The following is a 14,676-nucleotide window of genomic DNA, read 5'->3' on the forward strand; positions in this document are numbered from 1 at the left end:
AATCAAAGGTGCAGAAAGTGAGAAGAATTATGGATAAAGAGCATAAAGTATCAGTATATGATATGGTAAAGGAATTAAATTTAAAAGAAGTCACACCAGAGATCAATTCTAGAGAAGTTTATATTGAACAGGCTGAGATCAACAGACCTGCATTGCAACTGGCAGGATTCTTTGAAAACTTTGCAAAGAATCGTGTGCAGATCATTGGAAAAGCAGAGCATTTATTTATTGAAGAAGTAGAGAAAGATGTTGAAAATGCAAAAAATATTTATAATAGATTTATTGGGGCTGGAATTCCAGCGATCGTATTTTGCAGAAACCTTCATCCAAGTGAGATGCTGTTAGATATTGCCAAGAAATATAGTGTACCAGTTCTTATTTCACAGGATTCAACATCAGAGTTTATGGCAGAAGTTATCCGATGGCTTGGTGTTGTATTAGCACCAAGTATTACGATTCATGGTGTTTTGGTCGATGTATTTGGAGAAGGTATTCTGATCACGGGTGAAAGTGGAATTGGTAAGAGTGAAGCTGCTTTGGAATTAATACGAAGAGGACATCGATTGGTATCTGATGATGTGGTAGAGATTAAGAGAGTCAGCAAAAAGACTTTGATCGGAACATCACCGGAAGTTACACGATTCTTTATTGAACTACGAGGAATCGGAATTATTGATGTTAAGAATCTGTATGGTGTTGAGAGTGTGAAGATGGAACAGGAGATTGATCTGGTTATTCAATTGGAAGACTGGAATAAAGATGCAGATTACGATCGCTTAGGACTGGAAGAGAAATATGTAGAATATTTAGGAAATAAAGTTGCGGCACATACACTTCCGATCCGTCCAGGACGAAATCTGGCAATCATCGTAGAGGCAGCAGCGATCAACCACAGACAGAAGAAGATGGGATATAATGCGGCAGAAGAGCTTTATAAACGTGTTACAGGACAGATGGAGGAATAATTGTATGAAATATATCTATGGAATTGATATCGGTGGAACAACTATAAAGATGGGACTGTTTGCAGAAGATGGAACATTAAAAGAAAAATGGGAGATCAAGACAAGAACAGAAGATAATGGAAAGAATATTATTTCAGATATCGCAACAGCAGTGAATGATCATATGAAAGAGAATGATCTTACACGTGAGGATGTGATCGGGATTGGAGCCGGAGTTCCAGGTGCAGTTTTGGAATTTGCAAGGGTAAATGAATGTGTAAATCTTGGATGGGGAAGTGTTGATGTGGCAGGTGAGTTGTCAAAACTTACAGGATGCCCTGTCAAAGCAACAAATGATGCAAACGCAGCAGCATTAGGAGAGATCTGGATGGGTGCAGCAGCGAAATATAACAGTGCAGTTATGATCACTCTTGGAACTGGAGTCGGTGGTGGAATCATCATTGATGGAAAGATTGTTGACGGAAGTCGTGGATATGGAGGAGAGATCGGCCATATGACGGTGGATCCTTTTGATGATCGAGTATGCAATTGTGGAAAAACAGGATGTTTAGAGCTTTATGCTTCAGCTACAGGAATCGTATATGAGACAAAGAAAGCACTCAAAAAATACGAGAAATCAACTACACTGAAAGACATTACTGAAGTAACATCAAAAGACATTTTCGATGCAGCCAAAGCAGGAGATGAATTTGCAGCCACACAGGTAGACAATCTTGGTAAGAAATTAGCACTTGCAGCAGGAAATATTGCATTGATGGTAGATCCAGAAGTATTTGTGATTGGAGGAGGAGTATCCAAAGCTGGACAGATCCTTTTAGATGCGATCAATGCACATTATAAGACATATACATTTGGAAAAGCACAGGAAACAAAATTTGTTCTGGCAACACTTGGAAATGATGCAGGAATCTATGGTGCAGCCAGCCTGATGCTTTCATAAGTACAGATAGAATGGAGAAATTATGGACGTAAAGATCGATAAATTAAAACAGATCATACCAGAGAAATATATTTTAAGCAATGAACCAATGAAGAAACATACAACATTCCGCATTGGAGGACCAGCAGATATTTTTGCAGCACCAGAGAGTATTGAAGAGATTGAAGCAGTCTGTCATTTTGCAAAAGAAGAAGGAATTCCATTATTTGTTTTAGGAAATGGAAGTAACCTTTTAGTTGCAGATGATGGAATGGATGGTATTGTTCTTCAGATTTACAAAAACTACAGTGGAATTGAAGTCAACGGAAATGAACTTACCGTAAAAGCAGGAACATTATTAAGTTCTACATCCAAAGCGGCATTGAATGAAGAACTGACAGGTTTTGAATTCGCAGGAGGAATTCCGGGAACATTTGGTGGTGCAGTTGTAATGAACGCAGGTGCATATGGCGGTGAAATGGTACAGGTATTAAAAGAAGTTAAGGTTCTTACAAAAGATGGAGAGATCAAAACCCTGAAAGCAGAAGAATTAGAACTTGGATATCGTACAAGCAATGTTCTTAAGAACGAGTATGTTGTCTTAGAAGGTGTGATCGCTCTGGAGAAAGGCAATAAAGAAGAAATTAAGGCAAAGATGGATGAGTATGCTTTAGCGAGAAAAACAAAACAGCCATTGGAATATCCAAGTGCAGGAAGTACATTTAAACGTCCAGAAGGATATTTTGCAGGAAAACTGATTCAGGATGCTGGATTAAAGGGATATCAGGTTGGAGATGCCCAGGTATCAGAGAAACACAGTGGTTTCGTGATCAATCGTGGAAACGCCACAGCAGCAGATGTTATGCAGTTGATCAGTGATGTAGCAGATAAAGTAAAAGAACAGTTTGGAGTTACGATGGAACCGGAAGTAAAACGAGTTGGAAGGTTCTAGATAAGAAGATTCTAAGAAGGAGCAGCGAAGATGAGATTTGTAATTGTAACAGGAATGTCGGGAGCAGGAAAAAGCAGTGCGTTAAAGATGTTAGAAGATGTTGGATATTTTTGTGTTGATAATCTTCCAGTGGCATTGCTTGATAAATTTGCAGAAATGTTATTAGATAAGACTGCCAAGATAGAAAATGCTGCACTTGGGATTGATATCCGTAACGGAGAAGGAATCGGCGAATTAGAGCAGAAATTAAAAGAAATCAAAGAAGCAGGGATTAAATATGAGATTCTCTATCTAAATGCAAGCAATCGTATTTTATTAAAAAGATATAAAGAGACAAGAAGAAATCATCCATTATCAAGAGATGGAAGAGTCGAAGATGGAATCGCAAAAGAACGTGAGATCATGAAATTTTTACAGGAGAAAGCGGATTATGTTATCGACACAAGTCAGCTTCTCACAAAAGAATTAAAAGAGGAGATTAATCATATTTTTGTTGAAGGTGAAGAAGGGGAACGATTCCAGATTGCAGTTGTTTCTTTTGGGTTCAAATACGGAATTCCAGCAGATGTGGATTTGGTTTTTGATGTACGATTTCTTCCGAATCCATATTACGATCTGGAACTTCGACCACTCACTGGAAATGACAAAGCAATTCAGGATTTTGTGATGGAACATCAGGAATCAGTAGAATTTCTTGAAAAATTAAACGATATGATGGAATTTCTGATTCCAAATTATATCAAGGAAGGCAAGTATAATCTTGTTATTGGGATTGGATGTACAGGTGGAAAACACCGATCTGTTACGATTACAAATAAGTTGGCAGAAAAATTAAAACGTCTGCCATATTCTGTTAAAGTTGAGCATAGAGATATTATGAGGTAGCAAATGTCATTTTCAAGTAATATAAAAGAAGAATTATCAAGAAATGAAACGAGTGCCAGACATTGCAAGATTGCGGAAATTGCCGGCTTTTTGAAATTTGGCGGAGATATCGGTCTTGAACCAGATAATTATACGATACAGATTCAGACAGAGACAGTATCTGCTGCAAAACGTTTTTATACACTTTTAAAAGAAGTGTTTGATATTCATGCAAAGATTGATGTCGGGCGCAACGAATTTCTAAAAAGAAGTCGAAATTATACGATAAGTGTTGACAAGCATAATGATTGTGTTTTAATATTGAAAACAGTGAAACTTTTAGACCTACGGGAATTTGGGTTGGTTTTACAAAACACATGTTGTAAGCGGGCATATATTCGAGGAGCTTTTCAAGCAGCCGGTTCCATGAGTGATCCTGAGAAGAATTATCACTTTGAAGTCGTCTCTACAGATGAGCAGACCGCAGAACAGTTAAAAGAAGTCTTGAATTTTTTTGATTTAGATGCTAAAATTGTTTTGCGTAAGAAATACTATGTAGTATACATGAAAGAAGGATCAAAGATCGTAGATGTGTTGAATATTATGGAAGCACACATTGCCTTGATGGAACTTGAGAATGTTAGAATCCTGAAAGATATGCGTAATAAAGTAAACCGTCGTGTCAATTGCGAAACAGCGAATATTAATAAGACGGTTTCTGCCGCAGTCAAACAGGTGGAAGATATTGAATATATTGATAAGCACAAAGGCCTCCGTTTTTTAGATCAAGGGTTGCAGGATATTGCAAGATTACGTCTGGAACACCCGGAAGCTACACTAAAAGAACTTGGAGATATGCTAGAACCGCCAGTCGGTAAGTCAGGTGTGAATCACCGATTGAAGAAGATTGGACGGATTGCGGAAGAGATGAGATTGGGAGGACAGGAATGATTTCAAAGAATGTCAAAGTGGAAGTAGCCTTAAGAGAAGAAGATAGACCAATAGCTTTTCTTGTACAGATGGCAAGCCAGTTTGAGAGCAAGATTTTATTCGAGACAGGGAATAAGCAAGTCAATGTAAAAAGTATGATGGGAATGATGAGTCTAGGGTTAGACTTAGATCGTTTAGAAGATTTGACAGTCGTAGCTGACGGAGCAGATGAGGAAGAAGCAGTCAGCAAGATTGAAGGTTATCTTACAAAAGGAGCATAGATTCAGCATATCTGTGCTTTTATATACGCCGAAATAGCTCAGTTGGTAGAGCACTTCACTCGTAATGAAGGGGTCGCCGGTTCAAGTCCGGTTTTCGGCTTTTTATATAATATAAAAAGAACTGACAAGTGCGTCAGTTCTTTTTTTGTTGAAAACTTATCTTTTATCACTTAAATCCTAAAATATTAAGTTCCAAAATATGAAAAATGCATATAGTCTTTTCTGGATTCCCAGAGTCCACGTTCAAATCCGTATTTTTGAAGAATCTTTACAAGCTGGCAGTTTAAAGGAATAGAATAACGGTTTTTATTAGGTTTCCAAAAAGAACCTGCCAGGATATGTCCATTATCGATCATATAATAGTAAGGCACACCCTTTGCAGTATATTCGTTTGTATAAGAAGATGCAGGTGAAGATAAAATATCAACACATGAGTATTATAGCATAAGAAAAAGCACACAGCATGAGAAATATCAGCTGTGTGCATCTTCTGCATTATAAAGTTAGATAATATCTATTAGATTTCAAATAAATCACTATAAGCTTTCAAAGCACCATCTGTATCATGTGCAAGCACACGTTTTGCAAGTAATTTACCAAGCTGTACACCTTCCTGGTCGAAGCTGTTTACATTCCATACGAATCCCTGGAACATGATCTTATTCTCAAAATGAGCTAAGAGAGATCCAAGAGATTCAGGAGTTAACTGATCTCCGATGATAATACTTGATGGACGACCACCTTCGAAGTTCTTGTTCTTGTTTTCATCATCTTTACCACAAGCAAATGCAACGATCTGAGCTGCAACGTTTGCACATAATTTCTTCTGGCTTGTACTTCCTTCGATTACAACATCTGTACCAATCTGGCTGTCTTTGAATCCAACAAACTGTAAAGGAACGATATCAGTTCCCTGATGTAATAACTGATAGAAAGAATGCTGTCCGTTTGTACCAGGTTCACCAAAAATGATAGGTCCTGTTACATAGTTTACACGTTCACCAAAACGGTTAACAGATTTACCATTGGATTCCATGTCACACTGCTGTAAATGTGCAGGGAAACGGCTTAATGCCTGAGAGTATGGTAATACCGCTGTTTCAGGATATCCCTGTACGTTTCTTTCATAAACACCGATCAAGGCATCTAATAAGTCAGGGTTTTCTTTGATGTTTTTGTTTGTAGCAAGTTTGTCTTCATCAGCCATACCATTAAGGATTCTTGCGAAGATTTCTGGTCCAAATGCAAGAGAAAGGATTACTCCACCTACAGCGGAAACAGAAGAGTAACGTCCACCGATAAAGTCATCCATGAAGAATGCTTCAAGATAATCATCACTCTTAGCTAAAGGAGAAGTCTCACTTGTTGCAGTTAACATATGCTTAGAAGGATTTAATCCAGCTTTTACTAAAGCATCTTTAACGAAAGCCTCGTTTGTTAATGTCTCTAAAGTTGTTCCTGATTTAGATACAACGATAAATAAAGAACGAGAAACATCAATAGAATTTAAAACAGCAGCTGCATCATCAGGGTCAACATTACTGATGAATTTAGCTTCCATTTTATCAAATCCATTTGTCTTAGCCCAATTCTCAAGAGCAATATATAAAGCACGAGGTCCTAGATCACTACCACCGATACCGATCTGTACAACTGTAGTGAACTTTTCACCAGCTTCGTTTGTAATCTCACCAGCATGTACTTTGTTTGCAAAGTCAGCTGCTTTCTTCTGCTGTTCAACATAGAAATCACGTTTGTTGACACCATCAACAATGACATCTTTACCAAGCTGTCTACGTGCTAAATGATGAAGAACCAGACGCTGTTCTCCAGTGTTGATCACAGCTCCATTATATAATTCTTCAAATTTGTCAACTAACTGCTGTTCTTCAGCTAATTCAGCTAATACGTTAAGTACTTCATCGTCTACCTGTTTTGCAGCGTAGTTAAAATTTAATCCAGAAGCCATAGGTACTGTGTATTCAGCGACACGTTTTGCTCCGTTTTCACCTGCCATAGCTTCTTTGATGTCTACATGACCTTTGAGTTCTTTAAGTTTGTCATAAGATTTCAAAGTATCAAGGTTGTTCCATGTTACCATAAATAAATCCTCCTTAAGTCCATATAAATATAATTGGTAATATAAGGAAGTGCAGATACAAATGGGTATCTGCACGCACAAATATCATAAAATAATTATACAGAAAAAATATTGTAAAAGCAATGGAAATTGGGGTAAAATCAAAAGTTTAAAAACTTTCTTGATCTACTGCAAAACGAAGAGAGCGATGAATTCAGAACCTTCTCCTTCGGTGTTGTTAACAGAAATGTATACAAAAAATCTGGTTCCAAAATAAAACAAGCTATGATACAATAAAATTCTGTGATATCCCAAAATTATATTATAGAAATGAGGAAAGTAGCTTGGAAAATAGAGAAAAATTTTCATCAAGAATCGGATTTCTCCTGATTTCAGCCGGATGTGCGATCGGGCTTGGAAACGTATGGAGATTTCCATTTATTACAGGACAGTATGGTGGGGCTGCATTCGTACTGATCTATTTATTTTTCCTGATCATTTTAGGATTACCGATCATGGTCATGGAATATGCAGTCGGAAGAGCCAGTCAGAGAAGTATTGCAACATCATTTCAGAAATTAGAACCAGCCGGAAGTAAATGGCACTGGTACAGCTATTTTGGTATGGCAGGTAACTATGTACTGATGATGTTTTACACAACTGTAGCCGGATGGATGATCAGTTATTTCTTTAAGATGTTAAAAGGTGATTTTGTAAATAAAACCCCACAGCAGATAGAAAATATCTTTGGAAATATGTTAGCTGATCCAAAGACATTGATCTTTTGGATGTTAGTTGCTACCACATTAGGATTCTTGGTATGTTCACTAGGACTTCAAAATGGAGTAGAGAAGATTACAACAGCTATGATGTCATGTCTGTTTGTAGTGATTCTGATTTTGATCGTAAGAAGCGTAACATTAGATGGAGCATCCGCAGGACTTAAATTTTATCTGATCCCAGACTTTGCAGCAGTAAAGAAACAAGGTGTTATGACAGTGGTATCAGCAGCCATGGGACAGGCATTTTTCACATTAAGTTTAGGAATCGGAGCGATCGCAATTTTTGGAAGTTACATCGACAAAAGTCGCAGATTGACAGGAGAAGCGATCAGCGTAGCCATTCTTGATACATTAGTTGCATTAATGGCTGGATTAGTAATCTTCCCAGCCTGTTTCGCATTCGGAGTAAACCCAGGAAGCGGCCCAAACCTTGTATTCATCACGCTGCCAAACGTATTCAATGAAATGCCAGGAAGCAGAATCTGGGGAGCTATGTTCTTCCTGTTCATGAGTTTTGCTGCATTATCAACGATAATAGCAGTATTCCAGAACATTCTGTCCTTTGCACAAGATTTATGGGGATGGAGCCTTAAGAAATCCATCGCACTTAATGCAGTAGTGATCACATTATTATCCCTGCCATGTGCATTAGGATTTAACGTATGGAGCTTTATCCAGCCATTAGGAGTAGGAACAACGATTCAGGATTTAGAAGACTTTATTGTAAGCAATAATATCCTGCCACTTGGATCATTAGTTTATCTGTTATTCTGTGTATCTCGATATGGATGGGGATGGGATAACTTTATGAAAGAGGCTAATGAAGGAAAGGGGATTAAGTTTCCAAAGTGGCCGAAGATTTATATTACTTATATTCTGCCTTTGATTGTTTTGTTTATTTTTGTGCAGGGGTATATTGAAAAATTTTAATTTGTAATTGGCCAACTGTAGATTTCGAGTATATGATAAAAAATAAATAAGCAACTGAACGCGATGCGGTGGAATTTTGCTTATTTATTTTTCATCATATACCAGAAGTCTATAGTGTGGACAATTCACAAGATTGAAAATTTAAGGGGATGTCAAACATCTCATCCAATCGGTGTTCTTAAGTCTTTTTGATTTTCTGATAACGAATACAAAAATTATCAGTCAATCCCCTTTAACATACACGAAAGACTACAATCGCAAATCAAAACTTAATTAAGGATATTTTTAACGACATCCTTATCACTCAAATAAACCATATGTGATCCCTTCAACTGCACATAATAATTTTTCTCATCAGAATCCTTCTTACCAATATAAAGTACAATATTCTTCGTCTTCTTAGTATCCGTATCCTTATAAGTAATATCCACAGTTATTCGAGAATCAGAATCTAGACCATATTTCTTTAAGTCACTCTGGCTTGCATAATAATTCTGGCAGTCTCCGAAAGTAAAGACTCCTAATCCTCCAGCAATTCCATCGAGGTTTTTCTTCTTGCTTGTATAAGTAGTTGTTTTCCCATTTTTAGTGATCAGTACTTTCTTTAAGTTCCCTGTACTTAGCGTAGGGAAAGTGTCAGTTGTGATCAGATCGTCTAAAGAGGAAGATAAACCTGAAGCAATATCAGAAGATACTGTATAGATTTTTGATTTATCTCCATAAGTAATATAATAGTTTTCACCGGTTGCGTTTCCGATATAATAAATAACGGATTTTCCAGACTTATCTTTTACCCTTACAGTGTAAGTTGGCTTATCAAGTCCGTAATCTTTTAGAGCATCTGCATTTTTAAGTTCTCTGACAGCTTCAACTTTCTGGAAGGTGGAAGCGAGGCTTTCGAGAGAGGATTGTGTGATCGGGTATTTTTTGTTTTTGCTGTAATACCATTTGTTTCTGCCTTTTTCAAAGGAAAGAGTTTCTCCATTGTTGTTATAAGAAATGGAAGTCAAACTTTTTAAATTTGTGATCAGTGTTTGATCGGAATCTTCTTTGGAAGATTTATTTTTCTTGTAGAAACTGATTCCCGCATACAGGACTAGAAGTCCTGCAAATACGAGAAGTAAAATTTGTAATGTTTTTTTCTGCTTCATAAAAACCTCCTAGCGGCGTCTGCGTTTAAACCATACAACAAATCCACCAATGATCAGTGCAAGTGGGATTACGAAGACAACAAGGATGCTGAATGGACCTGGGTGGGCAATCGTGTTGTAAGTTACTTCAAGACTCTTTGGAGAGATTGAAACATTGTCGGCATTATCTAAACTTGCAGTTACAGAGTTTGTGAATAAAGTAAGATTCTCTAAAGAAGAGAAAGAACTTGTGACCTGTGAATCGATCAGCATGTTGCTTCCGTAAACAGTTAGGCGACTTTCCTTTGTAACTTTCTTTCCTTTGCTATTTTTGACTTTTACAGATTCCGTTGCAGTCGCACCAAGGACATAAGTTCCCTGTGCCTGTTTCTTATCTGTGACAGCATATCCATTGCTTGAAGTTGTCATGAAAGCTTCTGTAGAAATGGAATCTCTTGTTGGCGTACTCTGTGTCATACCTTTGGAGTTGACCATCATAACAGAGTTTGATGTAATACCAGATGCCATATCACCGCTTACAGAAAGGTTTGGAACAAGGTAGTAATAATTTCCCTGATAAGAACGTTCGGTATCTGCAATATAACCGCTTTCTACATTTAGACCATAATCTTTTAATAAGCCGTAAAAGTTTTTCATACTCTTATCTGTCTGGGCTAGTAATGTAACAACTTTTCCACCCTTTTTTAAATAAGAAGATAATAATTTGATTTCATCTTTTGTAAAATCACTTGTAGGTCCATCGATGATCAGGACATCGCAGTCATCAGGGATGGATGTTGCAGTCATTAAAAGAAGATCACTTGTGGAAATCCTTGATTTAGTAAGAAGGCTTGTGACTTCGGAAGACAGAGAAGATTCCCCATGTCCAGAAGTATAATAAGCTTTGTATTCTTTTGTGCTTGTGACATAATTTAATGCACTTGTAAGCTGTCCATCTCCATCAAACTGAGAAGCAGATGAAGAGGAAGTACTATAATAAGAAGAACTATCAGAAACTAAAATATCATCAAAAGAAACTGTGATCTTACGATTTGTTTTCTTGCATGATACAACAATATTATTTTCTTCTGTTCCGTATTTTGTCAGTGCAGATGGATGAAGCACAGGATCGATCCATTCTACATGAATCTTCTTTGATAATGAAGCGTATTTATTGATGAAAGTTTTAATACGTTTATCTGTACTGTCTTTTTGTGCTAATACATAAAAAGTGACGTCGTCATCTACATTTTTGATGATCTTCTCACTCTTAGATGAAATTTCATAAATGTTTGTACTGCTGATATCAATCTGTCTCATATTTTCTGGGACAAGATTTACGATCATATTAAAAATGATAACGATTGCGATCACGATGGATGTCATAGCGAGGGTATAAGATCCATGTTTCGAATCATTACTTTGAAATAAATTTTTGATTTTATCCACGATAATTTCCTCCTAACTCCAACGTCTTTTCTCAAATGTTTGTACAGTCAAAAATACCAGAAGGACGATCAGCGACAGATAAGTCAGAAGTCCTCCAATATCAAAAATATAATTCTGTGAGAAATTATAAAAGATATCTGTTAATACAAGGTGCCCTAAAAGTGTGGAAAACAGATTTTCAAGCAATGTCTTTTTCACAAAATAAATGATCACACCAGTAATGATACCAATACCTGTGATCACACCAGCGATCATCTGATTTTTCGTAATATGATAGATCAGCAAGCCGATCAAGATAAATACGATGATCCAGATCGCAAGGTTACTGATGGCACTAGTAGGAAGGTACTGTAGCAGATTATCTAACAGATAGAAGAAAAATAACGCTGCACAAGTACTGATCGCTGCGATCACGGGGCTTTCAGTGAGGGAAGATAAAAACATTCCAATTGCGATAAACACACATCCAAGCAGGAAAAATGCAAGGATAGAAGAATAATCAACTAATAAATGTGCATTTCCTTGAAGTTTGATGATCAGTGGGAAAATACAGTAAATGATACATGGAATTGCAAATACAGTTACCATAGCAAAATATTTTCCTAATACGATCTCAACAAGTGAAACAGGAGAAGTTAATAATAACTGGTCTGTTTTATTTTTTCGGTCCTCTGCAAATGATTTCATAGATAAAACAGGGACAGAGATCAGTAACATGAAAATAACGCCCGCTAAAGAGTAGGCGAAAAATGGATAACCACTGTAAAGGTTATAAACCATAAAATATACACCGCCAATGATCGTTAAGAATGCAGCAAATACGCATCCGATCATGGAATTAAAATAGGAACGGACTTCCCTTTTGTAGATAGCAAGCATTATTTTTCACCTCCAGTTAATTCAAGGAAAATATCTTCCAGAGTTGCCTTATTTACAAACATCTGTGTCACAGGCATTTTCTGTTGTGCAAATGCAAGAGAGAGATCCGCACATAATTCCTGCGTATCGTTGCTTGTATTGATCTGAATATGACAACTGTTTTCATTGATATTCAGCCAGCTGATATCATCAATGCCAGAAATATCAGAAAGGATCTGTTTTACAGAAACTTGATCTGCCTGAATGGTAAGTTCAACAGATTCTTTTCCATGAGTTAAATTTTCTAATTGCTCAGGACTTCCTTCTGCAACTAATTTTCCTTTGGAAATGATCAAAATATCGTCACAGATTTCCTGCACTTCCGCAAGAATATGAGAACTTAGGATCACTGTATGATCTTTGGCAAGTGTACGAATCAGTTCACGGATTTCGATGATCTGTTTTGGATCAAGCCCAACGGTTGGTTCGTCTAAGATGATAATATCAGGGAAACCAAGAATTGCGGCAGCAAGTCCTGTTCTCTGGCGGTAACCTTTGGAAAGATTTTTGATCAAGCGGTCTTTCATACTAACAAGTTTGATCAGTTCCATAACTTTTAAGACCTGAGAATCACGGTCAGTTTTCGGAATTTTCTTTAATTCTGCTACAAAATGCAGATATTCCGAAACAGTCATATCAAGATATAATGGTGGAATTTCCGGAAGATATCCGATGCATTTTTTGGCTTTTTCAGGTTCTTCAAGAATGTTATGCTCATTGATGATAACCTCTCCGCTTGTTGCACCGATATATCCGGTCATAATATTCATAGTCGTGGATTTACCAGCTCCGTTTGGTCCAAGAAAACCGTAAATCCGTCCTTTTTCAATTGTAAATGACAAGTCATCCACAGCGAGATGCGTGCCATATTTTTTGGTCAGATGTTTTACTTCTATCAAAATGTTGTCCTCCTTTTGCAATAGCTGAACCTTATTTTATTGGAAAAAACCAATCAAACTGTGATAAAAGTCTGAATAGTTTGTGTTTAAAATATGGAGATTTTGTGAAAAACGCAATTGGTATAGAGTATACAGAATAATATGAAAATGTTTCGTAAAAGATGCACGGAATGGTAATGATAGACTTGCATAATTATGTATAGTTTCGTATAATATAGAAGTAATTTTACAAGAGAACTTGACAGAAGACATTAGAAGAATGTATACTTTGAGAATCAAACTAATTAGAGTGTGAAGGAGAATAATTATGTTAGAGAAGATGAAAGAGATCATTGCGGATCAGTTAAGCGTAAGCGAAGATGAAGTTACTTTAGAAGCATCTTTCAAAGATGACCTTGATGCTGATTCATTAGATTTGTTTGAATTAGTTATGGCATTAGAAGAAGAATATGATGTTGAGATCCCATCTGATGATCTTGCAGAATTAAATACAGTTGGTGATGTTATCAACTACTTAAAAGACAAAGGTGTAGAAGACTAAAGAAATTGTGAGATTGACTTATAACATTCCTGTTATAAGTCAATTTTTTGAAGAAAATATTTTGAATATCAAACTAATTATTTAAGAACGAATAGATCAACGAGGTAAAGATAATGGGTAAAATCGTATTTATGTTTCCGGGACAGGGAGCGCAGTATGTTGGAATGGGAAAGGATTTTTATGATTCTTTTGCATGCAGCAAAGAGATTTTCGACAAAGCGAATGAAGTTCTGGATATTGATGTAAAGAAACTTTGCTTTGAAGAGAATGAAGATATCAATATTACAGAGTATACACAGGCAGCTATGGTAACTGCAAGTGTCGCAATCTTAAAGAAGATCGAAGAAATGGGATTAAAGCCTGATCTGACAGCTGGATTAAGTCTTGGAGAATACTGTGCATTGGTGGCTTCTGATGTTATGAGCTTTGAAGATGCCGTGAAGGTGGTAAGACAGAGAGGTATTCTTATGCAGGATACTGTTCCAGCAGGAGAAGGAGCAATGTCAGCGGTTCTTGGAATGAAAAAAGAAGCGATTGAAGCAGTTTTACCAGACGTTGAAGGAATCGTAACGATCGCAAACTATAACTGTCCAGGACAGATTGTTATTTCTGGTGAATCAGAGGCAGTAGCGAAAGCTGGAGATGCATTAAAAGAAGCTGGGGCTAAGAGAGTACTTCCACTGAAAGTCAGCGGACCTTTCCATTCTCCAATGTTAAAACCAGCGGGAGAGAAATTATTAGATGTATTAGTAGATGTCGAAGTAAATGATCCAAAGGTACCATATGTATCCAATACAACAGCAGAATTTATCACAAACAAAGATGAAGTCAAGAAACTGCTTGGAAGACAGGTTTATTCTTCTGTATGCTGGGAACAATCTATTGAGAAGATGATCGCCGATGGTGCAGATACATTTGTAGAGATCGGCCCAGGAAAGACATTATGTGGATTTATGCGTAAGATCGACCGTAGTGTCAAAGCAATCAACATTGCGAAAGTAGAAGATTTAGAGAAATTAAAGGAGATCATGTAATC

15 protein-coding genes and 1 tRNA gene are annotated in these 14,676 nt (G+C 36.9%); 10 read left to right on the top strand and 6 right to left on the bottom strand.

Annotation, left to right across the window (positions count from 1 at the left end; all coding sequences use genetic code 11):
- Positions 1-29: 29 nt before the first annotated feature.
- The 7 genes from hprK to KE503_RS00200 all read left to right on the top strand — a co-directional run bounded on the left by hprK (position 30) and on the right by KE503_RS00200 (position 5,011).
- Complete coding sequence (gene hprK, locus KE503_RS00170; RefSeq protein ID WP_022375334.1) at positions 30-965, top strand: HPr(Ser) kinase/phosphatase; 936 nt, start codon at positions 30-32, stop codon at positions 963-965.
- 4 nt (positions 966-969) lie between these two features.
- Entirely contained in the window at positions 970-1,905 is a 936-nt protein-coding gene (locus KE503_RS00175; RefSeq protein ID WP_022375333.1) for an ROK family glucokinase, read from the top strand.
- Between the two features lie 22 nt (positions 1,906-1,927).
- Positions 1,928-2,836, top strand: coding sequence for a UDP-N-acetylmuramate dehydrogenase (gene murB / locus KE503_RS00180; RefSeq protein ID WP_117944478.1), 909 nt, complete (start codon positions 1,928-1,930; stop codon positions 2,834-2,836).
- 30 nt (positions 2,837-2,866) lie between these two features.
- Positions 2,867-3,721: an RNase adapter RapZ gene (gene rapZ / locus KE503_RS00185; RefSeq protein ID WP_055197671.1), complete on the top strand. Its 855-nt coding sequence runs from the start codon at positions 2,867-2,869 to the stop codon at positions 3,719-3,721.
- Between the two features lie 3 nt (positions 3,722-3,724).
- A complete protein-coding gene (whiA, locus tag KE503_RS00190; RefSeq protein WP_055197670.1) occupies positions 3,725-4,651 on the top strand; it encodes a DNA-binding protein WhiA in 927 nt (308 codons plus the stop codon).
- Positions 4,648-4,911, top strand: a complete 264-nt coding sequence (locus KE503_RS00195) for an HPr family phosphocarrier protein (RefSeq protein WP_022375329.1) — start codon at positions 4,648-4,650, stop codon at positions 4,909-4,911. Before whiA ends, KE503_RS00195 begins: the two co-directional genes overlap by 4 nt.
- Positions 4,912-4,938: 27 nt before the next feature.
- Positions 4,939-5,011 (top strand) — tRNA-Thr (locus KE503_RS00200).
- A gap of 85 nt (positions 5,012-5,096) precedes the next feature.
- On the opposite strand, the gene KE503_RS00205 is transcribed toward KE503_RS00200, so the two are convergent.
- Together KE503_RS00205 and KE503_RS00210 are read right to left on the bottom strand one after the other, a co-directional pair.
- Positions 5,097-5,267: a M15 family metallopeptidase gene (locus tag KE503_RS00205; protein ID WP_249182914.1), complete on the bottom strand. Its 171-nt coding sequence runs from the start codon at positions 5,265-5,267 to the stop codon at positions 5,097-5,099.
- A 161-nt stretch (positions 5,268-5,428) separates the two neighbouring features.
- Positions 5,429-7,012 (bottom strand): glucose-6-phosphate isomerase, encoded by a 1,584-nt coding sequence (locus KE503_RS00210; protein ID WP_212384248.1) that lies wholly within the window; start codon positions 7,010-7,012, stop codon positions 5,429-5,431.
- Positions 7,013-7,335: 323 nt separating this feature from the next.
- Here KE503_RS00210 and KE503_RS00215 point away from each other — a divergent pair, with 323 nt between their 5' ends.
- Positions 7,336-8,703: a sodium-dependent transporter gene (locus KE503_RS00215; protein WP_022375327.1), complete on the top strand. Its 1,368-nt coding sequence runs from the start codon at positions 7,336-7,338 to the stop codon at positions 8,701-8,703.
- 269 nt (positions 8,704-8,972) lie between these two features.
- Here KE503_RS00215 and KE503_RS00220 read toward each other — a convergent pair whose 3' ends face one another.
- The 4 genes from KE503_RS00220 to KE503_RS00235 are packed head-to-tail and all read right to left on the bottom strand — an operon-like array spanning position 8,973 to position 13,099.
- Entirely contained in the window at positions 8,973-9,854 is an 882-nt protein-coding gene (locus tag KE503_RS00220; RefSeq protein WP_055197667.1) for a DUF4340 domain-containing protein, read from the bottom strand.
- A 9-nt stretch (positions 9,855-9,863) separates the two neighbouring features.
- The gene (locus KE503_RS00225; RefSeq protein WP_212384249.1) at positions 9,864-11,282 is read right to left on the bottom strand and encodes a Gldg family protein; all 1,419 of its coding nucleotides are present in this window, start codon (positions 11,280-11,282) and stop codon (positions 9,864-9,866) included.
- Positions 11,283-11,294: 12 nt separating this feature from the next.
- Complete coding sequence (locus tag KE503_RS00230; RefSeq protein WP_212384250.1) at positions 11,295-12,161, bottom strand: ABC transporter permease; 867 nt, start codon at positions 12,159-12,161, stop codon at positions 11,295-11,297.
- Positions 12,161-13,099: an ABC transporter ATP-binding protein gene (locus KE503_RS00235; RefSeq protein WP_212384251.1), complete on the bottom strand. Its 939-nt coding sequence runs from the start codon at positions 13,097-13,099 to the stop codon at positions 12,161-12,163. The genes KE503_RS00230 and KE503_RS00235 overlap by 1 nt, the downstream gene beginning before the upstream one ends.
- Positions 13,100-13,406: 307 nt before the next feature.
- Here KE503_RS00235 and acpP point away from each other — a divergent pair, with 307 nt between their 5' ends.
- Positions 13,407-13,640 carry an acyl carrier protein gene (gene acpP, locus KE503_RS00240; protein ID WP_055197659.1) on the top strand — a complete coding sequence of 78 codons (234 nt, stop codon included), beginning with the start codon at positions 13,407-13,409 and terminating at the stop codon, positions 13,638-13,640.
- Between the two features lie 113 nt (positions 13,641-13,753).
- Entirely contained in the window at positions 13,754-14,674 is a 921-nt protein-coding gene (gene fabD, locus KE503_RS00245) for an ACP S-malonyltransferase (RefSeq protein WP_055197657.1), read from the top strand.
- The last annotated feature ends 2 nt before the right edge of the window (positions 14,675-14,676 follow it).

The sequence above is a fragment of the Anaerostipes sp. Marseille-Q3525 genome, assembly GCF_018223505.1.
Classification (GTDB): Bacteria; Bacillota; Clostridia; order Lachnospirales; family Lachnospiraceae; genus Anaerostipes; species Anaerostipes amylophilus.

Excerpts from the sequence above, each read along its gene's own strand:
- hprK (WP_022375334.1), top strand. The coding sequence starts at position 30 with ATGGATAAAGAGCATAAAGTATCAGTATATGATATGGTAAAGGAATTA.
- KE503_RS00175 (WP_022375333.1), top strand. The coding sequence starts at position 970 with ATGAAATATATCTATGGAATTGATATCGGTGGAACAACTATAAAGATG.
- murB (WP_117944478.1), top strand. The coding sequence starts at position 1,928 with ATGGACGTAAAGATCGATAAATTAAAACAGATCATACCAGAGAAATAT.
- rapZ (WP_055197671.1), top strand. The coding sequence starts at position 2,867 with ATGAGATTTGTAATTGTAACAGGAATGTCGGGAGCAGGAAAAAGCAGT.
- whiA (WP_055197670.1), top strand. The coding sequence starts at position 3,725 with ATGTCATTTTCAAGTAATATAAAAGAAGAATTATCAAGAAATGAAACG.
- KE503_RS00195 (WP_022375329.1), top strand. The coding sequence starts at position 4,648 with ATGATTTCAAAGAATGTCAAAGTGGAAGTAGCCTTAAGAGAAGAAGAT.
- KE503_RS00205 (WP_249182914.1), bottom strand. The coding sequence starts at position 5,267 with ATGATCGATAATGGACATATCCTGGCAGGTTCTTTTTGGAAACCTAAT.
- KE503_RS00210 (WP_212384248.1), bottom strand. The coding sequence starts at position 7,012 with ATGGTAACATGGAACAACCTTGATACTTTGAAATCTTATGACAAACTT.
- KE503_RS00220 (WP_055197667.1), bottom strand. The coding sequence starts at position 9,854 with ATGAAGCAGAAAAAAACATTACAAATTTTACTTCTCGTATTTGCAGGA.
- KE503_RS00230 (WP_212384250.1), bottom strand. The coding sequence starts at position 12,161 with ATGCTTGCTATCTACAAAAGGGAAGTCCGTTCCTATTTTAATTCCATG.
- acpP (WP_055197659.1), top strand. The coding sequence starts at position 13,407 with ATGTTAGAGAAGATGAAAGAGATCATTGCGGATCAGTTAAGCGTAAGC.
- fabD (WP_055197657.1), top strand. The coding sequence starts at position 13,754 with ATGGGTAAAATCGTATTTATGTTTCCGGGACAGGGAGCGCAGTATGTT.